This is a genomic window from Modicisalibacter sp. (genome assembly GCF_055145905.1).
Window position 1 is genome coordinate 35,060 of sequence record NZ_JBSREH010000029.1, and the last position, 21,458, is coordinate 56,517.

The window sequence follows — 21,458 nt, forward strand, 5'->3', positions numbered from 1 at the left end:
CGCCTCGCAGTGAATGGATCGATGCCGGTAACGCCTCATATCTGGCCCACCGGGATGGGGTCGGCGTGCGCGGTACGCGGCGGATGCGTCACGCCGCGCTCGAACTCGTCGCGGAAGTACTGGAGCGCCGACGCCAGCGGCATCGCCGCCCCCGGGGCGTGGGCGCAGAAGGTCTTGCCCGGCCCCAGGTCGTCGGCCAGCTTGTCGAGCAGCTCGACATCGCCGCGCTCGCCCTCGCCGCGCTCCAGCGCCTGGAGGAGCTTCACCGTCCACGGCAGGCCGTCGCGGCAGGGGGTGCACCAGCCACAGGACTCGCGGGCAAAGAACTGCTCCAGGTTGCGCACCAGCGACAGCACGCTCTGGTCCTCGTTGACCACCGTCAGCAGTCCGGTGCCCAGGCGGCTGCCCAGCTTGCCGATGGTGTCGAAGTCGAGTGCCGAATCGAGATGCTCGGGCAGCAGGAAACCGGTACTCCCGCCGCCGGGCAGCCAGGTCTTCAGCGCCTTGCCGTCGCGCAGGCCGCCGGCGCGCTCGAGCAGCTCGCGCCCCGGGGTGCCGATCGGCAGCTCCCACAGCCCGGTGCGCTCGACCTTGCCCGAGACACCGAACAGCTTGGTGCCGCCGTCGTTGCTCAGCTCGCCGGACAGATCCTGGTACCACTTGGCGCCGTGGGCCATCACCGCCGGGGCATTGCAGAACGTCTCGACGTTGTTGACCACGGTCGGCTTGCCCCAGGCGCCGGACTGGCCGGGAAACGGCGGCTTGGCGCGGGGGTTGGCGCGCTTGCCCTCCAGCGAGCTGATCAGCGCGGTCTCCTCGCCGCAGATGTAGCGCCCGGCGCCGGTATGCAGGGCGATGTCGAAGTCGAAGCCGCTACCGGCGATGTCGTCGCCCAGCCAGCCGGCCTCGCGGGCCTCGTCGAGGGCCTGCTGCACGGCGCGGGCGGCCTCGACGTACTCGCCGCGCAGGAAGATGTAGCCGTAGCGGGAGTGGTTGGCGTAGGCGCCGAGGATCATGCCCTCGATCAGCAGGTGCGGCTGCTGCTCGAGCAGCAGGCGATCCTTGAAGGTGCCGGGCTCCATCTCGTCGGCGTTGCACACCAGGTAGCCGCGCGGAATGCTGCCCCCCTTCATGGTCAGGCTCCACTTCATGCCCGCCGAGAAGCCCGCGCCGCCACGCCCGCGCACGTTGGCCTCCTTCATGGTGGCGACCACGTCGTCGGGGGACTGCCGGTTGAGCACCTCGCGCACGGCGGCGTAGCCGTCCTTGCCGACGTACTCGTCGAGCCCGATCCGGGCGCCGTCGTCGCGCAGCCGCCAGGTCAGCGGGTGCGTCTCGGCACGACGCTCGGCGGCGCTCTGGCGAAGCTGGCTGTGATAGCGCGTCACGCTCATGCGAAGCCCTCCAGCAGGTCGGCCACGTCGCCGGGGGCGACGGGGCCGTAGGTGCAGTCGTCGATCATCAGCGTCGGGCCGCGATCGCAGGCCCCCAGGCAGCACACCGGCAGCAGCGTGAAGCGGCCGTCGGCGGTGGTCTGGCCGAAGCCGATGCCGAGCTCGGCCGACAGCGCGTCGCGCAGTTCCTCGTAGTCGTTGAGAAAGCACGAGCTGCTGTCGCAGACCAGGATCACGTGGCGCCCCACCGGCTGGCGGAAGATCAGGCTGTAGAAGGTCGCCACGCCCTCGACGTCGGCGGGCCCCACGCCCAGTACCTCGGCGATCGCCGGGATCGCCGCGTCGGGCACCCAGCCGTGGCGGCGCTGGACGATCTTGAGCGCCTCGATGCAGGCCGCCTGGGGCTGCTCGTAGTGGTCGCGTTCGTGCTCGATGGCGCGACGGTCCTCGGGCTCGATGACGAAGCCGTCGCGGGCGATGGTGCGTGCGGTGTCGTTCATGTTCAGCGATCCACGTCGGCCATGACGAAGTCGATACTCCCCAGGTGGGCGATCAGGTCGGGCACGAAGCCGCCGCGCATCACCGCCGGGATCTGCTGCAGGTGCGGGAAGCTCGGCGTGCGAATGCGCGTGCGGTAGCTCATGGTGTTGCCGTCGCTGGTCAGGTAGTAGCTGTTGATGCCCTTGGTCGCCTCGATCATCTGCAGCGACTCGTTGGGCCTGAGCACCGGCCCCCAGGAGACCTGCAGGAAGTGGGTGATCAGCGTCTCGATGTGCTGGAGCATCTTCTCGCGCGGCGGCGGCGTGGTCAGCGGGTGGTCGGCCTTGTAATCGCCCGAGGGCATGTGGTCGACGCACTGCTGGATGATGCGCAGGCTCTGGCGCATCTCCTCGATGCGGATCTGGCCGCGGTCGAAGACGTCGCCGTTGCTGCCCAGCGGCACCTCGAAGTCGAAGTTCTCGTAGCCGCCGTAGGGGCGCTTCTTGCGCAGGTCGAAGTCGCAGCCGGTGGCGCGCAGGTTGGGGCCGGTGACGCCCCAGGCCAGCGCCTCGCGGGTGGTGTAGGCGGCGATGTGACGGGTGCGCTCGCGGACGATGGCGTTCTCCATCATCGCCCGCTCGTACTCGACGAGCCGCTTGGGCATCCAGTCGAGGAAGCCCTGGACCAGGGTATCCCAGCCTTTGGGCAGATCCATCGCCGTGCCGCCGATGCGGTACCACGCCGGGTGCATGCGGAAGCCGGTGATCGCCTCGATCACCTCGTAGCCCTTCTGGCGGTCGGTGAAGGTGAAGAACACCGGGGTCATCGCCCCCAGGTCCTGCAGGTAGGTGCCCAGGAACAGCAGGTGGCTGGTGATGCGGAACATCTCGGCCATCATCACGCGGATGGTCATGGCGCGCTCGGGCACCTCGATGCCGGCGAGCTTCTCCACCGCGAGGATGTAGGGCAGGTTGTTCATCACCCCGCCGGTGTAGTCGATGCGGTCGGTGTAGGGGATGAAGCTGTGCCAGGACTGGCGCTCGCCCATCTTCTCGGCGCCGCGGTGGTGGTAGCCGATGTCCGGCACGCAGTCGACGATCTCCTCGCCGTCGAGCTGCAGCACGATGCGAAACGCGCCGTGCGCCGAGGGGTGGTTGGGCCCGAGGTTGAGGAACATGAACTCGGTGTCCTCGTTCTCGCGGCGCATGCCCCATTCCTCGGGCTTGAACTGCAGCGCCTTCTGCTCGACGTCCTGGCCCTCGACGGTGAGCGTGTAGGGGTCGAACTCGGTGGCCCGGGCGCCGTGGTCCTTGCGCAGCGGATGGCCGTTCCAGGTCGGCGGCATGAGAATCCGCGTGAGGTGCGGGTGGCCGGCGAAATCGATGCCGAACATGTCCCACACCTCGCGCTCGTACCAATTGGCGTTGGGGTAGAGCGAGACCACGCTGGGGATCTTCAGGTCACGCTCGTCGAGCGCCACCTTGAGCATCACGTCGCGGTTCCGCGAGATCGACATCAGGTGATAGAAGACCGTGAAGTCCGAGGCCGGCAGGCCGCGGCGGTTGGCACGCAGCCGCTCGTCGACCGCCGACAGGTCGTAGAGCATCTCGAACGGCTCGGGCATGTCGCGCAGGAACTTGAGCACCTCGGTGAGCGACTCGCGGGGGATCCACACCACCGGCATGCCGGTGAGCGTGGCCTGCTCGAGGACGGCGTGTTCGCCAAGTCGCTGGCGGAGCGCGCCGACGATCGGGTCGTCGGCGGCGGCCGCATGATCGGGGGTCGGTGTGTCAGCGCTCATGAGCGTCGGCAAACTCCTGCGGCGAAAGAAAAACGGTCGCGGTGTCAGATGCTGTCGGGCGTGCGCAGCTCGGTGGCCTGGATGCGCCGGTCGCGGTACTTCTCGCGCTGCGAGGGCATCTCGGCGCGGTAGACGCCCTGGTCACCGACCACCCAGGACAGCGGGCGACGCTCCTCCTGGATCGAGTCCTGCAGCAGCTGCAACCCCTGCAGGAAAGCCTCGGGACGCGGCGGGCAGCCCGGCACGTACACATCCACCGGCAGGAACTTGTCGACGCCCTGCACCACCGAGTAGATGTCGTACATGCCGCCCGAGTTGGCGCAAGAGCCCATCGAGATCACCCACTTGGGCTCGAGCATCTGGTCGTAGAGCTGCTGGATCACCGGCGCCATCTTGATGAAGCAGGTGCCGGCAATGACCATGAAGTCCGCCTGGCGCGGGGAGGCGCGAATCACCTCCGAGCCGAAGCGGGCGATGTCGTGGGGCGCGGTGAAGGCCGTGGTCATCTCCACGTAGCAGCAGGAGAGCCCGAAGTTATAGGGCCACAGGGAGTTCTTGCGCCCCCAGTTGACCGTCGCGTTGAGGACCTCGTCGAGCTTGCCCATGAAGACATTGCGATGCACCTGCTGCTTCATCGGGTCGTCCTCGAGGCGCTGGCGCTCACCGAGCGGATAGCGGGCGTCCGCTGCCACAGCGTCTTCTGCACGCGTCAGGGTATAGGGCATGCGATTCCTCCAGCGAACGTTATGCGACTACGTACTGCATCTTGGGCGGTCGGGGCGGCGTGAGGGTGCCGGACCCGACCGCAGCGGCCGGCGACTCAGGAGCCGGGGTCGCGCATCTTGCGCTTGGGTGCCCACTCCAGGGCCCCCACGCGGCTGTCGTAGACCAGACCGGCCAGCAGGATGGCGATGAACACCGCCGCACCGGCGAAGCCGGCCCAGCCCACCTCGCGGACCGACACGGCCCAGGCGAACAGGAACACGGCCTCGATATCGAAGATCACGAACAGCATCGCGACCAAGTAGAACTTGACGGAGAAGCGCTGGCGCGCGCTGCCGGCACCGATGATGCCGGACTCGAAAGGCAGGGATTTGCTGCGCCCCTTGCTGCGGCCACCCAGCAGGCTGGAGGCGCCCATCATGAAGACACACAGACCGATGACGGCGATGACGAACAGTCCCACGGCCCAGTGCTGGGCGATGCTCGAAGCGGCGTCCTGGTTCATACACTCCCTCGTCCAGACCATGAAAGGTCGGCGGGCCGAGCTGCCACGACGCCGGAAAGCGCTGGGGTCGGCCTGACCAACCAGTACGCGTTAAGCATAGGAGAGCATTAGAGAATTGTCAGAAACAAGCCGTACTTTCGGCGTACCCGGGTGAACTGAGAATCGTTTCTGCAGCGCAGCAATCGCACCAGCTGCCAATTTCAGCCGCAATACGCGGCCAGCCAGCGCTCCGCCAGCCACAGCACCACCGCGTAGCGCGCCCCCTTGCCGACCAGGATCAGCAACGTCGCCTGCCCGAACGGCAGCCGCAGCACGCCGGCGACCACGGTGAGGGCGTCGCCCACCACCGGCAGCCAGGCCAGCAGCAGGCTGAACCGCCCCAACCGGGCATAGGTGCGCTCGCCGCGCGCCAGCGCCGCCTCTGACACCGGAAACCAGCGGCGTCCGGCCAGATGGCGGGCGTAGCGCCCCAGGGCGACATTGACCAGGCTGCCCAGGGTGTTGCCGAGGGTGGCCACCAGCCACAGCAGCCACACGGCTTCGCCCCGGCACCACTGGCGCGCCAGCCAGACCTCCGAGCCGCCGGGCAGCAGAGTGGCGCTGGCCAGAGCGACGAGAAACAGGCTCAGCATGGCCGCCCCGCCACCGGATCGGCTAGGCTGTAGCCCCGTTCACAGTTGAGGATTCGCGTGACGATGTCCGACGCCTCCCGCATTGCCAATGTCCTGACCATCGCCGGCTCCGACCCGTCGGGCGGCGCCGGCATCCAGGCCGATCTCAAGACCTTCTCGGCCCACGGCACCTACGCTACCAGCGTGATCACCGCGCTGACCGCGCAGAACACCTGCGGTGTCACCGGCGTGCACCCGGTACCGCTCGACTTCATCGCCGCCCAGCTCGACACCCTGCTCGACGACGTGGCCATCGACGCGGTGAAGATCGGCATGGTCGCCGACCGCGAGGTAGCCGCGACGATTCGCGAGCGGCTCGAGCGCCGCCGGCCGCGCTGGATCGTGCTCGACCCGGTGATGGTCGCCAAGAGCGGCGACCTGCTGGTCGACGACGCCGGTATCCGCGCGGTGCGCGACATTCTCGTGCCCCTGGCCGACCTGATCACGCCCAACCTGCCCGAGGCCGCGGTGCTGCTAGGCGAACCCGAGATAGCCTCGGCCGACGCGATGGAGGCGCTGCAGCCCGCCCTGCGCCGGCTCGGCGCGCCCCACGTGCTGCTCAAGGGCGGCCACCTGGCCGGCGGGCGCTGCCCCGATCTGCTGATCTCGCCCGAGGGCGCCAGCTGGCTCGAAGCCGAGCGCATCGCCACCGACAACCTGCACGGGACCGGCTGCTCGCTGTCCTCGGCGATCGCCGCGCGCCTGGCCCGCGGTGATACGCTCGTCGGCGCCGTGCAACATGCCAAGGTGTGGCTCAGCCAGGCCCTGCATGAAAGCCACCGCCTCGACGTCGGCCGGGGGCGCGGGCCGGTCCATCACTTCCACGCCTGGTGGTAGGCGGAACGCCGCACTTGCGGGGGCCCGCGGGGCGCACCATGCTGCAGTGACGGGTAACGTCCGCTTCGGCAGCCGGGTCTGCCGGAGCCAACTTCACGGGAGGATACCGCCATGCCCCGGACGCTGCTCTTCGCCTGCGACCTGTCCGCCGAAAACCGCGCCGGCTTCGCCCGAGCCATTCGCCTGGCCGCGGAAAACGGCGCCCGCCTCGACGTGCTGCATGTCCTCGACCCCCACCTGCCCCGCCAGGCGCTGCACGACCTCGAGAGCGCGGTGGTGGCCGAGATGGAGCGCACCCTGACCGACCTGCGCGAGGACTACGCCCTCCCGGCACCGGACACCCTGATCCAGACGGTGGCCGGCACCCCCTATGCCGAGGTCGTCCGCGAGGCCCACGAGCGCCATGCCGACCTGATCGTGCTCGGCACGCATCGCAAGCGCGGGCAGCCCGACCTGGTCGCCGGCACCACGCTGGCCCGGGTGATGCGCAACGCGCCCTGCCCGGTGTTCTCGATCAGCCATCCGGCCCATCAGGAGTGGCACGACATCCTGGTGCCCATGGACTTCTCGCTGCCCTGCCGGCACACCCTGCGCGAGGTCATCACCCGCTTCCCCGACGCCCGCCTGACCCTGCTGCACGCCTGGTGCATCCCCGGCGAGCGCGAGCTGGCCTCGAACAGCGACTACGCCCGCTGGCGCGAGCACGAGGTTGCACGGCTGCGCGAGCGCCTGGAGAGCGAGGTCGACCAGCTGATGGGCGAAGTGGGCGGCGTTCCCGAGCTCGAGCTGGTGCTCGAGCAGGGCGAGCCGCTCGAGGTGCTGATGGGTCGCCTGCGGCGCCAGCCCCCCGACCTGCTGGCATTGAGCAGCCAGTCCCGGCTGGGCCGCCAGAGCCCGCTGACCGAGCAGCTGCTCGCCGAACCGCACTGCGACCTGATGGTGTGCCGCGCCTGGTAGCGATCCTGATGTTGCGCCCACGCGGCGTCTGGGGCAGCGTAACCCCGACCCAGACACACAGGACGACACTCGCATGCGGGCACTCATCCAGCGCGTCACCCACGCCGGTGTCAGCGTCGACGGCCACACGATCGGCGCCATCGACCACGGCCTGCTCGCCCTGATCGGAGTGGAGCGCGGCGACGACGAGGCGCGCGCCGACCGGCTGCTGCACAAGCTGTTGCACTACCGGGTCTTCGCCGACGACACCGGGCGCATGAACCGCAACCTGCAGCAGGCCGAGGGTGGCCTGCTGCTGGTCTCGCAGTTCACCCTGGCCGCCGACACCCGCAAGGGGCTGCGCCCCGGCTTCTCCAGCGCCGCTGCCCCCGAGGAGGGCGACCGGCTCTTCCACTACCTGCTCGACCGCGCCCGGGCCGCCTGGCCGCATGTCGCCAGCGGCGAGTTCGGCGCCAACATGCAGGTCGAGCTGGTCAACGACGGCCCGGTGACCTTCCTGCTGGAAACCTGACTCGAGCCCCCATGGCCGCTGCCCGCCCCGCCACGGCGGCGGCCGGCGGCCTCACCGTCGGTGGACAGCGGCAGGATGATCTACGCGCGGTGAGGCCCGCCCCGGCTCAGGCGCCGTCGGCCGCGAGCGTCTGTTCCAGCGCCTCGAGGGCTTCCTCGGCCTCGAGCCAGCTCTGCTCGAGCGTCTCGACCTCGCCCTTGAGTTCGCCCTGACGGGCCAGCAGGTCGGTCAGTTCCGCCTTGCGCGCGGCATCGGTGTAGAGGTCGGGATCGCCCAGTGCGCCTTCGAGCGTCGCCAGCCGTGACTGGGCCTCGGTCATGCGCTTCTCGACCCGGTCGCGCTCGCGCTTGAGCGGCCGCAGCTTCTCGCGCAGCGCGGCGGCCTCGCGCCGCTGCGTCTTGCGATCCGGTGCGGCGCTGTCAGCGGCCTTGTCGGCCCGGTTCTCGCGGCGCTCGTCCTCGACCCGCGCCTTGAGCCAGGCCCGGTAGTCGTCGAGGTCACCGTCGAACGGTGCCACCGTGCCGTCGGCGACCCGCCAGAACTCGTCCACCGTGGCGCGCAGCAGGTGGCGGTCGTGGGAGACCACGATCACCGTGCCTTCGAAGCCGGCCAGCGCCTCGGTGAGGGCCTCGCGCATCTCCAGGTCGAGGTGGTTGGTGGGCTCGTCGAGCAGCAGCAGGTTGGGCTTCTGCCAGGCGACCAGCGCCAGCGCCAGGCGCGCCTTCTCGCCGCCGGAGAAGCGTCCCACCTCGCCGAACACGTCGTCGCCGCGAAAACCGAAGCCGCCGAGGAAGTTGCGGATCGCCTGCTCGCTGGCCGTCGGCGAGAGCCGCTGCACGTGCAGGAACGGCGTGGCCTTGAGGTCGAGCCCCTCGAGCTGGTGCTGGGCGAAGTAGCCCACCGCCAGGTGCTCGCCGGGCACGCGCTTGCCGGCGATGAGCGGCAGCGCGCCGGTCAGCGACTTGATCAGCGTCGACTTGCCGGCGCCGTTGGGGCCGAGCAGGCCGATGCGCTGCCCCGGCAGCAGGGTCAGCTTGACGTCGCGCAGCAGCGGCTCGGCATAGCCCAGCTGGGCCTCGTCGAGCACCAGCAGCGGGTGCGAGGTCTTGTCGGCGACCGGCAGGGTGAAATGGAACGGCGAGTCGACATGCGCCCCGGCGATGGTTTCCATGCGCTCGAGCATCTTCAGCCGGCTCTGGGCCTGGCGGGCCTTGGTGGCCTTGGCGCGAAAGCGCGCCACGAAACGCTCGATCTCCTCGCGACGGGCCTGTTGCTTGGTGGCCTCGGCCTGCTGCTGGGCCAGCTTCTCGGCACGGGTGCGCTCGAAGGTGGTGTAGTTGCCGCTGTAGAGGGTCAGCCGGCGCTGCTCCACATGCACGATGTGGTCGCACACCGCGTCGAGGAAGTCGCGGTCGTGGGAGATCAGCAGCAGGGTGCCCGGGTAGCGGACCAGCCACTGCTCGAGCCACAGCAGGGCGTCGAGATCCAGGTGGTTGGTGGGCTCGTCGAGCAGCAGCAGGTCGGAGGGCCGGAACAGCGTCTGGGCCAGGTTGACGCGCATCCGCCAGCCGCCGGAGAACGCCGACAGCGGGCGATCGAGGTCGGCCTGGGTGAAGCCCAGCCCGACCAGCAGCCGCGCCGCCCGCGAGGGGGCACTGTAGCCATCGAGCGCCTCGAGCCGGCCGTGCAGCTCGGCCTCGCGATGCGCCTCATCGCGCTCGCGGGCGGCATCCAGTGCCGCCTGGGTGGCGCGCAGCTCACGGTCGCCGTCGAGCACGTAATCGAGAATCGAGCGCTCCAGCGACTCGACCTCCTGCGCCATGTGGGCGATGCGCAGGCCGCCGGCCAGGCTGACCTCGCCCCGGTCGGGGCCGAGCTCGCCGAGCAGCAGCTTGAACAGGCTCGACTTGCCGGTGCCGTTGGCCCCGACGATGCCTGCCTTCTGCCCCGGATACAGGGTCAGTTCGGCCGCCTCGAAGAGCGGTTGCGTGCCGCGTTGCAGGTCCAGTTGACGCAGTGCGATCATGCCTGTCTCCCATCGTTTCGTCGCTGAAGGCCGCGCCGCTCGTCGACCATGACCGCCCATTCTACCCAATCCGTCGCCGCTCTGGCCGCCCCCGAGGCACTCTGGCATTACGCCTGCGCCTGCTACGGTGCGCCCGGCGTCGCCGATGCCTGCCTCGCGGCCCAGGATGACCTGGGCGCCGATGTCTGCGAGCTGCTGTGGCTCGCCTGGTTGTATCGGTTCGGCCTGACCCCGACGGCTGACGCCCCGCGCGCCCTGGCACCGGTCCGCGCCCATCAGGCTCGCCACACCCGGCCCCTGCGCGAGCGGCGACGCGCGCTCAAGCCACTGGCCCGGCCGGGCTCGGCACTCGAGACGTGGCGCGAGCAGCTCAAGCGTGCGGAACTCGCCGCCGAGCACGCCGCCCTGGGCATGCTGCAGACGCTGGCCCGGCGCGGTGACGGCGTGCGTGCCCGCCGGGCCGAGGACGGCGATCTCCGCACGATCCTCCAGCATCACCTGGGCCTCCCCACCGAGCGTGACGACCCCGTGCTGGCGCGGCTGGCCCGGGCGCTGGAAGCCATGAGCGAAAGCGCTCACTTCCCCCCCAGAGACGAGTAGCACTGGCGCCGCAAAGCCTGTAAGTTCGAGAGTAGGGCAAGGCGCCTGGTCAGGCCCCCGCCTGTCTGTCACAACCCGGAACGAGGGCTCGCCACCCTCGGCTAGCGAATCCCTGCAAAAATAAAGGAAAGCTTGCAACATGACCCAATCCTCCACTCCCCCCGGCGATCGCGCGAAGCGCCCCAACGGCCTTCTGCGAGCCCTGAATGCTCTCGACCGTGGACTGGGCATTGTTGAGCGCGTCATCGTGGCGGGCAGCATCCTCGTCATGGCCGCGTTGATGAGTGCTCACGTCGTCGGCAACCTCCTGTTTCAGCACGGCATCAGCGGTACCTATGAAGTCACCGAAATGCTGATCGTCATCATCACCTTCGTCGGCGTCGGCTACGCGACCCGCAACGCCCGCCACATCAGCATGTCGGCGATCTACGACCAGCTCGGCGGCCGGCTGCGAAAGGGTCTGCTGATCCTGATCTGCCTGGGCACCGCGGTACTGATGTTCTACTTCGCCTTCAAGTCCGCCGAATACGTCATGACGATCTACGGCCGCGGCCGCGCCAGCGCGTCGCTGCACATCCCGTTGTGGATCATCTATCTTGCCCTGCCGGTCGGCTTCACCCTGGCGGGCGTGCAGTACCTGCTGACGGTGGCCCGCAACCTGGTCAGCCAGGATATCTACCGCTCCTTCAACGAGAAGGAGGCCTATGCCGAGGTGCCCGACGACCTCGAAACCTCCAGCGACGACGACGCATCACGCGGCGCCTGACGATTCAACAAGACCAAGACCGATACGAGGATTTTCTTCATGCTGATCTGGCTAGGCGTGATCATGCTCGTGCTGCTGCTGCTGGGATTCCCGATGATGGTTCCCCTGGCGGCGGGCATGCTCTACATGATGTTTACCGGAATGACGTTCTTCGGCCCCGACCAGGCCGTGAGCTGGATGATCAATGGGGTCGGCAGCTGGGTGCTGGCGGCGGTGCCCATGTTCATCTTCGCCGCCGACATCCTCACCAAGGGCCACACCGCCAACCGGCTGCTGGACGTGGTCGACGTCTTCACCCGCCATGTGCGCGGCGGCCTGCCCATCACCACCGCGGCCTCCTGCGCGCTGTTCGGCGCGGTGTCCGGCTCCACCCAGGCCACGGTGGTGGCGATGGGCGGGCCGATGCGCCCGCGTCTGCTGGCCAAGGGCTACAGCGATGACTTCACGCTGGGGCTGATCATCAACGCCAGCGACATCGCGCTGCTGATTCCGCCGAGCATCGGCTTCATCATCTACGGCGTGGTGATGAAGACCTCGATCGGCGACCTGTTCCTGGCGGGCATCCTGCCCGGCCTGCTGATCCTGGCGATGTTCGCCCTTTATTGTTACATCTACTCGCGCGTCAAGGGCATCGAGGCGGAGCCCAAGGCGTCCTGGAGCGAGCGCTTTCGCGCCATTCGCCGCGTGATCCTGCCCATGGGCTTCCCGGTGCTGGTGGTCGGCGGCATCTATGGCGGCTTCTTCAGCGCCGTCGAGGCCTCGGCGGTGGCGGTGGCCTACGCGCTGATCCTCGAGGTCGTCATCTATCGCCAGGTGTCGATCCGCGACCTGTGGGGCCTGGCCCTGTCCACCGGCATGATCACCGCCGTGGTGTTCATCCTGGTGGCCATCGGTGCGGGCTTCTCCCAGACCCTGGGCACGGCCGGCGTTCCGGAGAAGATCCTCGGCCCGCTGATCGACGGCATCGGCGACAATCAGTTCCTGGCGCTGCTGCTGATCGCCGTGTCCTTCTTCGTCGGCTGCATGTTCGTCGACCCGATCGTGGTCATCCTGATCCTGGTGCCGATCTTCAAGCCGCTCGTGCAATCCACCGGGCTGGATCCGGTGCACGTCGGCGTCATCGTCACCCTGCAGGCCGCCATCGGCTCGGCCACGCCGCCGTTCGGCTGCGATATCTTCACGGCCATTGCCGTGTTCCGCCGCCCCTATATGGACGTGGTCCGCGGCACGCCGCCGTTCATCGCCATCCTGGTGGTGGCGACCCTGGTGCTCATCCTCTTCCCGCAGATCTCGCTGCTGCTGCCCTCCCTGGGCGGCGACTGAGCTTGCGGTTCCACCCTGTCGGCCCGGCTTCGCGCCGGGCCGTTTTCTTTCCCCCGCCGTACTCCACGCCGCCGCTTCCGGCGCTGCCTCTTCCCCTATATCGTCCGGGCTGTCTTCTCGCCACGTTCTCGCCACTGGTGGGGCCCTGTTGTCGCCATCGTTCCGACCTGGCTCGCCGGGGCGGCACTCGGCCGTCGCCGTTAGCCCGCCAGGCGGCGCCCGCCGAGGTCGCCCCGTGCAGTGGCGGAGCCTATCCACAACCCGCTCCGGGAGGAAGTCGGCCGAAGCCTGCGCACAAAAACGCCCGGGAGCGCAGGCTCCCGGGCGATACGGTGGGGCATGGTACCGGGCGGAGGAGATTACCCCACCGCCACGGCGTCGGCCTTACTGGCTCTTGCTGTCGGCCTTGTTGATCTGGTCGAGCAGGATATCCAGGGATTCCTTGCCGCGCTCGCCAACCATGTCGATGTAGGTCTGGCGCACCGGCTTGGCCAGCTTGCGGAAGGCGTCACGCTCCTGTTCATCCAGGTGAATGATGTTGATGTCGCTCTTTTCCTTGATGGTATCGAGACGCTCGGAGTTGAACTGGGTCTGGATGTCGTGGCCCTTCTGGACCATTTCACCGAGCACCGAGTCCAGCATCTTCTGCTGGTCGTCGGAGAGCCCTTCGTACCAGTCCAGGTTGCCGATCAGGTTGGCCACGAACTGCGACTGATCGGCGAAGATCATGTAGTCCTGCACTTCGTAGAAGCCCATGTTCTCGTGGGCGAAGACCGGCTGGATGTTGCCTTCCGCCTGGCCCTGCTGCAGGGCGCTGTAGAGCTCGCCGTAGGCGATGGTGATCGGCGCGGCGCCGTAGGCTTCGTAGGTCGCGCGCAGCAGACTGTTGTCCATGACGCGGATCTGCAGCCCCTTCATGTCCTCGGGGGTGCGGATTTCCTTGTTGGCGGTCCACACCTGATAACCCTCGGGTAGCGCGCCCAGGGGAACCAGCCCGCGCTTGCGGAACGACTGCTGCCAGGGATCGCTCTTCAGGAACGCATCGGAGTTGAGGATCTTCGCCGTCTCGAGCTGATCGTTCGGCATGACGAAGTTGAGGCTCATCAGCTGGCTTTCCGGCACCGTGCCGCCCAGGAAGCCGGAGCCGAAACCGATCTGGATGGCGCCGTTCTGGATGGCGTCGTAGAGCGCCGAATAGTTCGACCCCCAGGCACCATAGGGAAGCAACTGTACGGTGACGTCACCGTCGCTCTTTTCCTCGATGAGCTTCTTGAATTCCTCGGCGTAACCATACTGGACACTGCCCTCGGTTTCCTCGAGGCCGAAGCGCCAAGTCTCGGCAAAGGCCGACGAAGCCATGCCGACCATGCCCATGGCGGTAACACCGATCACGATATTGCGCAGTTGCATTGTGCTTGTTCCCCTTGTTGTCGATGTGAGTCCAGAAAAGAGCAAAGGCCGTGCAATGTCAAGATTCCACACGTCGTATGCCGGGTGCGGAACAGAAAGGCCCCTGTTAGAGTCACAATAGGCGTTTGGCGCCATTTCTGCTCGCCAACCGACAAGAACGCTTGCCGTACCAACCATTCGAGGAGTTTTCATGAAAACCCGGTTAACCGCCGTTGCTCTGACACTGCTGTCGACCGCTCCGCTGGCGCTGGCCGCCCCGCAGAGCGATCAGGAAAAGCTCAGCTACAGCATTGGTGTGACGCTCGGCCAGAGCCTTTCCCAGGACATCAAGAACCTGGATATCGACAGCTTCACGCAGGCCATTCAGGACGTCTACGGTGGCAACGATCTGCAGATGAGCAAGAAGGCGATGACCGAAGCCCTCACGGCCTTCCAGAAGCAGAAGATGGCCGAGCGCAAGGCCGAGGCGGAGAAAGTCGCCAAGCAGAACAAGGCCGAGGGCGAGAAGTTCCTGGCCGAGAATGCCAAGAAGGACGGCGTCAAGGTCACCGATTCCGGTCTGCAGTACAAGGTCATCGAGTCCGGTGACGGCGCGAGTCCCGATGCCAACGATCAGGTCAAGGTCAACTACGAGGGCAAGCTGATCGACGGTACCGTCTTCGACAGCTCCTACAAGCGCGGCGAGCCGGTCGAGTTCCAGGTCGACCAGGTCATCCCCGGCTGGCAGGAAGCGCTGAAGAAGATGCACGTCGGCGACACCTGGATGATCTACCTGCCTTCCGACCTGGCCTACGGACCGGCCGGCACCGGCGGCCCGATCGGCCCCAACGAGGCGCTGACCTTCAAGGTCGAGCTGCTCGACGTCACCAAGAAGCCCAACGACGCCAAGGCCGACGCGGGCGACAAGGCCGCCAAGCAGGACGAACAGGCTGCAGGCGACACCGCCAAGAACTGACCCTTCGCGTCACCGGCCGCCCGCGGGCGGCCGGCCCCACCCGATAGCGCCCGTCAGGCGCCGCTGCCGGCACCCGGTCGGCGCACATCGAAGTCGAACCAGCTGCCACGCCGCCCTTCCGGGGTCGTCACGATCACCTCCGCCCGCCAGCGCGTGACCGATTCGTCGTCGACGCTGTTGACGCTCAGCACCCCCTGCCCGTGAAAGTCCCCGTCGCCCCGCCCCTGGAGCACATAGCGGCGCAATCCCATGTTGCGGTTGCGACCGATAAAGGCCACCACCACCCGCTCGGGATTCAGGCCGTCGACATGCACGTCGAGCGGCAACGGCCGCAGGGGCACGATGGCATCACCCAGCGACAGCGTGACCCGGGCGTCCCCGCCGATGCCGGCGTGACAGGGCCCCTGATGCAGCCGACAGACACCGTCCGGCGGGTACCAGACGACGTCGTTGCTGCCGCCGCGCAGGTAGTAGTGCGCCAGGTAGCCGACGGCCACCACCATCGTCACCAGCGTGACAGCAATCAGCAGGTTGAGAAGCGGCGAGCGGGCGTTGTCGTCGTCGGCATAGGGCATGGTCGGGCGGCGGGCCTCATCGACAGGCGGGACAATCCGGGTAAGCTTACCAGTTCGCACTCGGGCGTGACGCGCGTAAGGTTGTCGCAGCGCCCTCGTCATGCACGCGACAAGGAGATTCGCCATGTCCGGCGTCCAGGCGGCTCTGGGCCCTTTGTTCCTGTTGATCCTGCTCGGCGCCCTGCTGGGGTGGCGTCGCCTGCCTGCGGATACCTTCTGGCCGGCGATGGAGCGGCTGATCTACTTTTTGCTGTTTCCCGCCATGCTGGTATCGACCCTGGCCACCGCCGACGTCTCGCGGGTGCCGATCGCCCAGGTGGCGACCGTTCTGCTGGGCGGTATCGCCGCCTTCGCCGCACTGCTGTGGTGGATCAAGCCGCGACTGGGGCTCGACGCGCCCGCCTTCACCTCGGTCTTCCAGGGTGCGCTGCGCTTCAACACCTATGTCGGCGTTGCCGGCGCCGCGGCGCTGCACGGCCAGCCCGGCGCCACCGTGGCCGCGGTGGCGGTCGCCCTAATGGTGCCGACCATCAACGTGCTGTGCGTGGCCAGTTTCATCGCCGCCGGCACCCTGGGCCCGTCCAGCCTGTCGAAGAGCCTCGCCGCCCTGACCCGCAACCCGCTGATTCTGGCCTGCGTGGCCGGTATTGTGCTCAACCTGAGCGGCATCGGCCTGCCGGGCTGGAGCGAGCGCGCGGTGTCTCTGCTGGGCCGCGCCGCCCTGCCCCTGGGGCTGGTCGCCGTCGGCGTGGCACTGCGTCCACGGGCGCTGCTGCGCCTGGACCGCGGCGTGTGGAGCGCCAACCTGGTCAAGCTGGTGCTGATGCCGGCGGTGGTGCTGGCGCTGGGCGCGCTGGTCGGCCTCGATCCGGTGAGCCGTGATGTCACGCTGCTGTTCGCCGCCCTGCCCACCGCGACCTCGGCCTACATCCTCGCCCGCCAGCTGGGCGGCGACGCCGAGCTGATGGCCGCGCTGATCACCGGGCAGACCCTGCTGGCGATGCTCAGCCTGCCGCTGTGGCTGAGCCTGGCGGGCGGCTGATCGTCGGCCACCGCTTCATTTGAAAATGATTCGCGAAAAGCTTGACGCCACAAATGAGAATCAATATTGTTAACCACGTGGTGTTCGTCAGGCACCACACCGGGCAGGCGCCGCGGGTGCCTGCCATGGTTATCTCCTCATCAAGCTAGTCACGGTCCTTGCGGCGGCTCATCGAGCCGCCGCCTTTCTGTGCGCGGGTGTCAAGCTGGGGCGGGAACGCAACGGAGGGCGTGGCGACTCAGGCGTCGTGGCGCTCGAAGATCAGGTCGAAGACGCCGTGGCCGAGCTTCTCGCCGCGGCTTTCGAACTTAGTCAACGGGCGGAAGGCCGGGCGCGGCACGTAGACGCCCTCGCTCGCGGTGTTGCGCCACCCCGGCGCCGCGACCATCACCTCGGCCATGTGCTCGGCGTAGGGCTCCCAGTCGGTCGCCATGTGCAGCCAGCCGCCGGGCCGGAGCCGCGAGCGCACCAGCTCGACGAACGCCGGCTGGACGATGCGCCGCTTGTGGTGCTTCTTCTTCGGCCAGGGGTCGGGGAAGAACAGCTGCACGCCGTCGAGCCCGGCCTCCGGCAGGCAGTGGCGCAGCACCTCCAGGGCATCCTCGCGGTAGACGCGCAGATTGGTGAGACCGCGCTTGTCGGCCTCGTCGAGCAGCTTGCCCACGCCCGGAGCGTGGACCTCGATGCCGATGAAGTCGGTATCGGGATGGGCCTCGGCCTGCTCGACCAGCGAGCCACCCATGCCGAAGCCGATCTCCACCACACGCGGCGCGCGGCGGCCGAACAGGGCGTCGAGGTCCTGCAGGCCGTCGGCCAGGCTGAGCCCCAGCCGCGGCCAGACCTCCTCGAGCCCGCGACTCTGGGCAGCGGTCATGCGACCGGCGCGCAGCACGTAACTTTTCACGCCGCGACGCGGCCGGGACTCACTGGACTGCGGGGTATCGACACTCACGCTGGGGTCACTCATGGTCATTGAAGGATCAGTCGTTGATACGGCCCTGGGTCGGCGAGGATGCCTGGGCATAGGCACGCCGCGGCATGCGCTCGGCCAGGAACGCCTCGCGCCCGGCCTCGATCGCCTTGCGCATGGCGCTCGCCATCGCCACCGGGTGGCGGGCATGGGCGATCGCCGAGTTCATCAGCACGCCGGCGCAGCCCATCTCCATCGCCAGCGCAGCGTCGGAAGCGGTACCGATCCCGGCGTCGACCAGCACCGGCACCGTGGCGTTCTCGAGAATGATCGCCAGCGAATGCGGGTTGAGCAGGCCGTGGCCGGAGCCGATCAGCGAGCCCAGCGGCATGACCGCCTTGCAGCCGCGATTCTCGAGCTCCTTGGCAACGATCGGGTCATCGCTGGTGTAGACCATCACGTCGAAGCCGTCGTTGACCAGCTCGTCGGCGGCCTTGAGCGTCTCGACCACGTTGGGATAGAGAGTCTTGTCCTCGCCGAGCACCTCGAGCTTGACCAGGTTGTGGCCGTCGAGCAGTTCGCGCGCCAGCCGGCAGGTCCGCACGGCGTCACGGGCGGTGTAGCAGCCGGCGGTGTTGGGCAGCAGCGTATAGCGATCGGGGGGAATCGCATCGAGCAGGTTGGGTGCATCGGCGTCCTGGCCGAGATTGGTGCGGCGCACCGCGAAGGTGACGATCTCGGCGCCGCTGGCGGCCACCGCGGCGGCGGTTTCATCGAGATCGCGATACTTGCCGGTGCCGACCAGCAGCCGCGAGGTGAATTCGCGGCCGGCGACGTGCCACGGCTGGTCCAGTTGGGGGTCGGTCATGACAACTCCTGGGCTGTTCGGGAAACGGGCCGCGTCAGGCCCGGCTGGCCTGCGCAGGACAGGGCGGGCGACGCCGCTCAACCGCCGCCGATGGCGTGCACCACCTCGACCCGATCGCCCTCGGCCAGTCGGGTGGCCTCATGCTGACTGCGCGGGACGATCTGCTCGTTGACCTCGACGGCGATGCGCCGCCCGGCCAGCCCCAGGGTGGCGATCAGGTCATGGATGGTCGGCTGGCCAGCGAGATCATGCCGCTCGCCGTTGAGCTGAATCTGCATGGCTGTCCCTCGGGTAGCGTCGAACGAAAAACGGCCCGTCGGGATCGACGGGCCGTCATTTTAACGCCAAAGCGAGGCTCAGACACCCTTGGGCGGCCAGACGTCGGCATCGACCTGGTCGGGGCGCTTGAGCACCTTGGGATCGAACACCGGCTCACTGACGCCGCTGTTGCGCTGGCGCTCGTAGTCCTGCAGCACGCGGATGGCGATCGGCGACATGATCAGGATGGCGAACAGGTTGGTGGTGGCCATCAGGCCCATGGCCAGATCGGCAAAGTGCCAGACGAACTCCAGCTTGGCCATGGCGCCGACCAGGGTCATCCCCAGCACCGCCCAGCGCAGCACATGCACCGCCTTCTTGGCATGGTGGCGGAACAGGTACTCGATGTTGATCGCCGCGTACGAGAAGTTAGCGATGATCGAGGTGAAGGCGAACAGCAGGATGGCGATGGCGATGAACACCTCGCCGAAGGTACCCAGGTGATCGACCATGGCGTCCTGGGTCAGCTTGATGCCCTCGATCGACTGGCCGGCATGGCTGGCCAGCATGTCCTGATAGACGCCGGAAAGCAGGATCGCCACCGCGGTGCAGCTGCAGATCACCAGCGTATCGACGAACACCCCGAAGGACTGCACCAGCCCCTGAGCCGCCGGGTGCTTGACCGTGGCCTGGGCCGCGGCGTTGGGCGCCGAGCCCATGCCCGCCTCGTTGGAGAACAGCCCGCGCTTGATGCCGTTTTCCATCGCCGCCTTGATCGCGTAGCCGGCGGCGCCACCGACCGCCGGGCCGAAGCCGAAGGCGCTCTTGACGATCAGCGCCAGCATCGCCGGCACGGCACTGATGTTGGCGAACAGGATCCACAACGCGACCAGCAGGTAGGCGATCGCCATGAACGGCACGATCCACTCGGCGGTGCGCGCCACCGACTTCAGGCCGCCGAAGATGACCAGCGCCACTACCGCCACCAGCACGATGCCGGACAGCCAGTGCGGCACGCCGAAGGCGCCGTTCATGCCCTGGGCGATGGTGTTGGACTGCGCGGCGTTGAACGCCAGCCCGTAGGCGACCAGCAGGAAGATCGCGAACAGCGAGCCCAGCCAGCGCCAGCCCAGGCAGCGCTCGATATAGTAGGCCGGGCCGCCGCGGAACACCCCGTCCTCATTGCGGTGCTTGTAGGTCTGGGCCAGCGTCGACTCGACAAACGAGGTGGCAAAGCCCACCAGAGCGGTCATCCACATCCAGAAGATCGCGCCCGGGCCGCCGACCCACAGGGCGATCGCCACGCCAGCCAGGTTGCCGGTGCCCACGCGCGCCGCCAGCGAGGTGGCGAATGCCTGGAAGCCGCTGACCCCTTCACCGGCGCCGCGGGCGGTAACGGTGACCTTGGCCATGTGACCGAAGAGACGAAACTGCATGCCGCGGGTCATGACCGTGAACAAGACCCCCGCGCCCAGCAGCAGGTAAACCAGTATGTAACTCCATATGAAATCGCTGACGGGCGTCATGACCGCGTACAGGCCGTCGCGCAGGGGCGCGACGAGCGAGGCGAGGGATTCCATGGCATCATTCTCCTGAGTGTTGTCTGCCGCATTCTGGATCGTGGCCGGCAGCGAAAGTTGTCGTCAGGGGCCGCCGGCAACGGGCCGGCATCATAGCGGCCGGCGCGGGATAACGAAACATGAACGCCGGCCGACGACTATTGCCTCCCCGTCTCAGCGTAGCCGTACTTCAGCAGGAGCCAATCATCATGCGCCATCGCGCCGCCTGGATTACCGTCGCACTCAGTGGCTTCGTCATGGTCGCCGCCGGAGCCTTCGGCGCCCACGGGTTGCGGGATCACATCACGCCGCGCCTGTTCGACACCTTCGAGACCGGCGTGCGCTATCAGGCCTGGCACACCCTGGCGATGCTGGCGGTACTGGTCTGGCGGGCGCATACGCCGCAGCCCGGTCAGGGCTGGGCGCTGCGATTGTGGGGGGCCGGCATCGTGCTGTTTTCCGGGTCGCTGTACCTGCTGGTACTGACCGGCACACCGGCGCTGGGCGTCATCACGCCGATCGGCGGCGTGCTGCTGATGGCAGGCTGGCTGGCCCTGGCGGTGGGCGCCTGGCGGGCCCGCACGCCGTCAGCCTGAAGATGAAAGGGGGCTGCCAAGGGGCGTCGCTCAGTCGTCGTCCTCGTCGCGATCCGGCAGCACATAGGTCGCGGTGACGATCGCCACCGGCTCGTCGTCGCCGGCGGAGAACAGCTCCACCTCGCCCACCGCCAGGCGGCTGCCCAGCTTGATCAGCCGGGCGTTGGCGATCAGGTCGCGGTCGCCGCGGGCACGGCGCAGGAAGTGGCAGTTGAGATCGCTGGTCACCGCCATCGCCTCCGGCCCGACCTGCGCGAGAATCGCCACGTAGAGACAGACATCCGCCAGCGCCATCATGCTCGGCCCCGAGACGCAGGCCCCGGGACGCAGATGCTCGTCCTCAATGGCCAGGCTCATGGTCGCACGCATGTCGTCGACCCCCTCGATGGTGCCCTGACGAAAGGGAAAGACTTCGTCGAGAAACTCCTCGATGGCGGCGGCGGTCATCACGGTCATGGGGGATCTCCTGGCGCTGGGCTCGGCGTGTTACTGCGCCCAAGATAGCGCAACCCGGCCCGACAGCCCATACCACGAGCCGTGGAGCCGACAGCGCCAATCTCTCCGCAGGCCGACCCCGTCACCCGCCTTCGGTAACGACACCGCCCCCTGCCGTTCATGGCAGGGGGCGGTGATATAGCAGCACCGGTGTCAAGGCGTCGCGGGGGCGCTGTGAACCCTTCCATGGGCGCTA

At 67.9% G+C, this 21,458-nt stretch carries 23 protein-coding genes; 9 read left to right on the forward strand and 14 right to left on the reverse strand.

The window, feature by feature from the left end:
* Positions 1-35: 35 nt before the first annotated feature.
* The 6 genes from nuoF to ACTCB7_RS09680 form a co-directional block, all read right to left on the reverse strand.
* Positions 36-1,394 (reverse strand): NADH-quinone oxidoreductase subunit NuoF, encoded by a 1,359-nt coding sequence (gene nuoF, locus ACTCB7_RS09655; RefSeq protein WP_463006500.1) that lies wholly within the window; start codon positions 1,392-1,394, stop codon positions 36-38.
* Entirely contained in the window at positions 1,391-1,894 is a 504-nt protein-coding gene (nuoE, locus tag ACTCB7_RS09660) for an NADH-quinone oxidoreductase subunit NuoE (protein ID WP_163649656.1), read from the reverse strand. The genes nuoF and nuoE overlap by 4 nt, the downstream gene beginning before the upstream one ends.
* Positions 1,895-1,896: 2 nt before the next feature.
* Positions 1,897-3,675 (reverse strand): NADH-quinone oxidoreductase subunit C/D, encoded by a 1,779-nt coding sequence (gene nuoC, locus ACTCB7_RS09665; protein WP_463006501.1) that lies wholly within the window; start codon positions 3,673-3,675, stop codon positions 1,897-1,899.
* Positions 3,676-3,719: 44 nt separating this feature from the next.
* On the reverse strand, positions 3,720-4,400 hold the full coding sequence (locus ACTCB7_RS09670) for a NuoB/complex I 20 kDa subunit family protein (RefSeq protein WP_463006502.1): 681 nt from the start codon (positions 4,398-4,400) through the stop codon (positions 3,720-3,722).
* A gap of 95 nt (positions 4,401-4,495) precedes the next feature.
* Positions 4,496-4,903 (reverse strand): NADH-quinone oxidoreductase subunit A, encoded by a 408-nt coding sequence (locus ACTCB7_RS09675; protein WP_224416286.1) that lies wholly within the window; start codon positions 4,901-4,903, stop codon positions 4,496-4,498.
* A gap of 200 nt (positions 4,904-5,103) precedes the next feature.
* Positions 5,104-5,535: a YqaA family protein gene (locus ACTCB7_RS09680; protein ID WP_463006503.1), complete on the reverse strand. Its 432-nt coding sequence runs from the start codon at positions 5,533-5,535 to the stop codon at positions 5,104-5,106.
* 63 nt (positions 5,536-5,598) lie between these two features.
* Here ACTCB7_RS09680 and thiD point away from each other — a divergent pair, with 63 nt between their 5' ends.
* The 3 genes from thiD (at position 5,599) to dtd (ending at position 7,879) form a co-directional block, all read left to right on the forward strand.
* Complete coding sequence (gene thiD, locus ACTCB7_RS09685; RefSeq protein ID WP_463006504.1) at positions 5,599-6,411, forward strand: bifunctional hydroxymethylpyrimidine kinase/phosphomethylpyrimidine kinase; 813 nt, start codon at positions 5,599-5,601, stop codon at positions 6,409-6,411.
* Positions 6,412-6,522: 111 nt separating this feature from the next.
* The gene (locus ACTCB7_RS09690; RefSeq protein WP_463006505.1) at positions 6,523-7,368 is read left to right on the forward strand and encodes a universal stress protein; all 846 of its coding nucleotides are present in this window, start codon (positions 6,523-6,525) and stop codon (positions 7,366-7,368) included.
* A gap of 73 nt (positions 7,369-7,441) precedes the next feature.
* On the forward strand, positions 7,442-7,879 hold the full coding sequence (gene dtd, locus ACTCB7_RS09695) for a D-aminoacyl-tRNA deacylase (protein ID WP_463006506.1): 438 nt from the start codon (positions 7,442-7,444) through the stop codon (positions 7,877-7,879).
* A 106-nt stretch (positions 7,880-7,985) separates the two neighbouring features.
* Here dtd and ACTCB7_RS09700 read toward each other — a convergent pair whose 3' ends face one another.
* Positions 7,986-9,905 (reverse strand): ABC-F family ATP-binding cassette domain-containing protein, encoded by a 1,920-nt coding sequence (locus ACTCB7_RS09700; RefSeq protein WP_224416281.1) that lies wholly within the window; start codon positions 9,903-9,905, stop codon positions 7,986-7,988.
* A 48-nt stretch (positions 9,906-9,953) separates the two neighbouring features.
* Here ACTCB7_RS09700 and ACTCB7_RS09705 point away from each other — a divergent pair, with 48 nt between their 5' ends.
* From ACTCB7_RS09705 to ACTCB7_RS09715, 3 genes are all read left to right on the forward strand, one after another.
* The gene (locus tag ACTCB7_RS09705) at positions 9,954-10,505 is read left to right on the forward strand and encodes a TIGR02444 family protein (RefSeq protein WP_463006507.1); all 552 of its coding nucleotides are present in this window, start codon (positions 9,954-9,956) and stop codon (positions 10,503-10,505) included.
* 139 nt (positions 10,506-10,644) lie between these two features.
* A complete protein-coding gene (locus tag ACTCB7_RS09710; protein WP_463006508.1) occupies positions 10,645-11,271 on the forward strand; it encodes a TRAP transporter small permease in 627 nt (208 codons plus the stop codon).
* 39 nt (positions 11,272-11,310) lie between these two features.
* A complete protein-coding gene (locus ACTCB7_RS09715; RefSeq protein WP_463006509.1) occupies positions 11,311-12,594 on the forward strand; it encodes a TRAP transporter large permease in 1,284 nt (427 codons plus the stop codon).
* A gap of 384 nt (positions 12,595-12,978) precedes the next feature.
* Here ACTCB7_RS09715 and dctP read toward each other — a convergent pair whose 3' ends face one another.
* Complete coding sequence (gene dctP / locus ACTCB7_RS09720) at positions 12,979-14,004, reverse strand: TRAP transporter substrate-binding protein DctP (protein WP_463006510.1); 1,026 nt, start codon at positions 14,002-14,004, stop codon at positions 12,979-12,981.
* A 190-nt stretch (positions 14,005-14,194) separates the two neighbouring features.
* Between dctP and ACTCB7_RS09725 the strand changes: the two genes are divergently transcribed.
* Entirely contained in the window at positions 14,195-14,959 is a 765-nt protein-coding gene (locus ACTCB7_RS09725) for an FKBP-type peptidyl-prolyl cis-trans isomerase (protein ID WP_463006511.1), read from the forward strand.
* A 53-nt stretch (positions 14,960-15,012) separates the two neighbouring features.
* On the opposite strand, the gene ACTCB7_RS09730 is transcribed toward ACTCB7_RS09725, so the two are convergent.
* Positions 15,013-15,534 (reverse strand): hypothetical protein, encoded by a 522-nt coding sequence (locus ACTCB7_RS09730; RefSeq protein ID WP_463006512.1) that lies wholly within the window; start codon positions 15,532-15,534, stop codon positions 15,013-15,015.
* Between the two features lie 124 nt (positions 15,535-15,658).
* On the opposite strand from ACTCB7_RS09730, the gene ACTCB7_RS09735 reads away from it, so the two are divergent.
* On the forward strand, positions 15,659-16,576 hold the full coding sequence (locus ACTCB7_RS09735) for an AEC family transporter (protein WP_463006513.1): 918 nt from the start codon (positions 15,659-15,661) through the stop codon (positions 16,574-16,576).
* A 238-nt stretch (positions 16,577-16,814) separates the two neighbouring features.
* Here ACTCB7_RS09735 and trmB read toward each other — a convergent pair whose 3' ends face one another.
* The 4 genes from trmB to ACTCB7_RS09755 all read right to left on the reverse strand — a co-directional run bounded on the left by trmB (position 16,815) and on the right by ACTCB7_RS09755 (position 20,192).
* Positions 16,815-17,543 (reverse strand): tRNA (guanosine(46)-N7)-methyltransferase TrmB, encoded by a 729-nt coding sequence (gene trmB, locus ACTCB7_RS09740; protein WP_463006521.1) that lies wholly within the window; start codon positions 17,541-17,543, stop codon positions 16,815-16,817.
* A 13-nt stretch (positions 17,544-17,556) separates the two neighbouring features.
* The gene (locus ACTCB7_RS09745) at positions 17,557-18,354 is read right to left on the reverse strand and encodes a thiazole synthase (RefSeq protein ID WP_463006514.1); all 798 of its coding nucleotides are present in this window, start codon (positions 18,352-18,354) and stop codon (positions 17,557-17,559) included.
* Between the two features lie 77 nt (positions 18,355-18,431).
* A complete protein-coding gene (gene thiS / locus ACTCB7_RS09750) occupies positions 18,432-18,632 on the reverse strand; it encodes a sulfur carrier protein ThiS (protein ID WP_463006515.1) in 201 nt (66 codons plus the stop codon).
* 78 nt (positions 18,633-18,710) lie between these two features.
* Positions 18,711-20,192 carry an alanine/glycine:cation symporter family protein gene (locus tag ACTCB7_RS09755; protein WP_463006516.1) on the reverse strand — a complete coding sequence of 494 codons (1,482 nt, stop codon included), beginning with the start codon at positions 20,190-20,192 and terminating at the stop codon, positions 18,711-18,713.
* Between the two features lie 188 nt (positions 20,193-20,380).
* Between ACTCB7_RS09755 and ACTCB7_RS09760 the strand changes: the two genes are divergently transcribed.
* Positions 20,381-20,767 carry a DUF423 domain-containing protein gene (locus tag ACTCB7_RS09760; protein WP_463006517.1) on the forward strand — a complete coding sequence of 129 codons (387 nt, stop codon included), beginning with the start codon at positions 20,381-20,383 and terminating at the stop codon, positions 20,765-20,767.
* A 30-nt stretch (positions 20,768-20,797) separates the two neighbouring features.
* On the opposite strand, the gene ACTCB7_RS09765 is transcribed toward ACTCB7_RS09760, so the two are convergent.
* Positions 20,798-21,223: a PaaI family thioesterase gene (locus ACTCB7_RS09765; protein ID WP_463006518.1), complete on the reverse strand. Its 426-nt coding sequence runs from the start codon at positions 21,221-21,223 to the stop codon at positions 20,798-20,800.
* Positions 21,224-21,458: the final 235 nt, after the last annotated feature.

Excerpts from the sequence above, each read along its gene's own strand:
- nuoF (WP_463006500.1), bottom strand. The coding sequence starts at position 1,394 with ATGAGCGTGACGCGCTATCACAGCCAGCTTCGCCAGAGCGCCGCCGAG.
- nuoE (WP_163649656.1), bottom strand. The coding sequence starts at position 1,894 with ATGAACGACACCGCACGCACCATCGCCCGCGACGGCTTCGTCATCGAG.
- nuoC (WP_463006501.1), bottom strand. The coding sequence starts at position 3,675 with ATGAGCGCTGACACACCGACCCCCGATCATGCGGCCGCCGCCGACGAC.
- ACTCB7_RS09670 (WP_463006502.1), bottom strand. The coding sequence starts at position 4,400 with ATGCCCTATACCCTGACGCGTGCAGAAGACGCTGTGGCAGCGGACGCC.
- ACTCB7_RS09675 (WP_224416286.1), bottom strand. The coding sequence starts at position 4,903 with ATGAACCAGGACGCCGCTTCGAGCATCGCCCAGCACTGGGCCGTGGGA.
- ACTCB7_RS09680 (WP_463006503.1), bottom strand. The coding sequence starts at position 5,535 with ATGCTGAGCCTGTTTCTCGTCGCTCTGGCCAGCGCCACTCTGCTGCCC.
- thiD (WP_463006504.1), top strand. The coding sequence starts at position 5,599 with ATGTCCGACGCCTCCCGCATTGCCAATGTCCTGACCATCGCCGGCTCC.
- ACTCB7_RS09690 (WP_463006505.1), top strand. The coding sequence starts at position 6,523 with ATGCCCCGGACGCTGCTCTTCGCCTGCGACCTGTCCGCCGAAAACCGC.
- dtd (WP_463006506.1), top strand. The coding sequence starts at position 7,442 with ATGCGGGCACTCATCCAGCGCGTCACCCACGCCGGTGTCAGCGTCGAC.
- ACTCB7_RS09700 (WP_224416281.1), bottom strand. The coding sequence starts at position 9,905 with ATGATCGCACTGCGTCAACTGGACCTGCAACGCGGCACGCAACCGCTC.
- ACTCB7_RS09705 (WP_463006507.1), top strand. The coding sequence starts at position 9,954 with ATGACCGCCCATTCTACCCAATCCGTCGCCGCTCTGGCCGCCCCCGAG.
- ACTCB7_RS09710 (WP_463006508.1), top strand. The coding sequence starts at position 10,645 with ATGACCCAATCCTCCACTCCCCCCGGCGATCGCGCGAAGCGCCCCAAC.
- ACTCB7_RS09715 (WP_463006509.1), top strand. The coding sequence starts at position 11,311 with ATGCTGATCTGGCTAGGCGTGATCATGCTCGTGCTGCTGCTGCTGGGA.
- dctP (WP_463006510.1), bottom strand. The coding sequence starts at position 14,004 with ATGCAACTGCGCAATATCGTGATCGGTGTTACCGCCATGGGCATGGTC.
- ACTCB7_RS09725 (WP_463006511.1), top strand. The coding sequence starts at position 14,195 with ATGAAAACCCGGTTAACCGCCGTTGCTCTGACACTGCTGTCGACCGCT.
- ACTCB7_RS09730 (WP_463006512.1), bottom strand. The coding sequence starts at position 15,534 with ATGCCCTATGCCGACGACGACAACGCCCGCTCGCCGCTTCTCAACCTG.
- ACTCB7_RS09735 (WP_463006513.1), top strand. The coding sequence starts at position 15,659 with ATGTCCGGCGTCCAGGCGGCTCTGGGCCCTTTGTTCCTGTTGATCCTG.
- trmB (WP_463006521.1), bottom strand. The coding sequence starts at position 17,543 with ATGAGTGACCCCAGCGTGAGTGTCGATACCCCGCAGTCCAGTGAGTCC.
- ACTCB7_RS09745 (WP_463006514.1), bottom strand. The coding sequence starts at position 18,354 with ATGACCGACCCCCAACTGGACCAGCCGTGGCACGTCGCCGGCCGCGAA.
- thiS (WP_463006515.1), bottom strand. The coding sequence starts at position 18,632 with ATGCAGATTCAGCTCAACGGCGAGCGGCATGATCTCGCTGGCCAGCCG.
- ACTCB7_RS09755 (WP_463006516.1), bottom strand. The coding sequence starts at position 20,192 with ATGGAATCCCTCGCCTCGCTCGTCGCGCCCCTGCGCGACGGCCTGTAC.
- ACTCB7_RS09760 (WP_463006517.1), top strand. The coding sequence starts at position 20,381 with ATGCGCCATCGCGCCGCCTGGATTACCGTCGCACTCAGTGGCTTCGTC.
- ACTCB7_RS09765 (WP_463006518.1), bottom strand. The coding sequence starts at position 21,223 with ATGACCGTGATGACCGCCGCCGCCATCGAGGAGTTTCTCGACGAAGTC.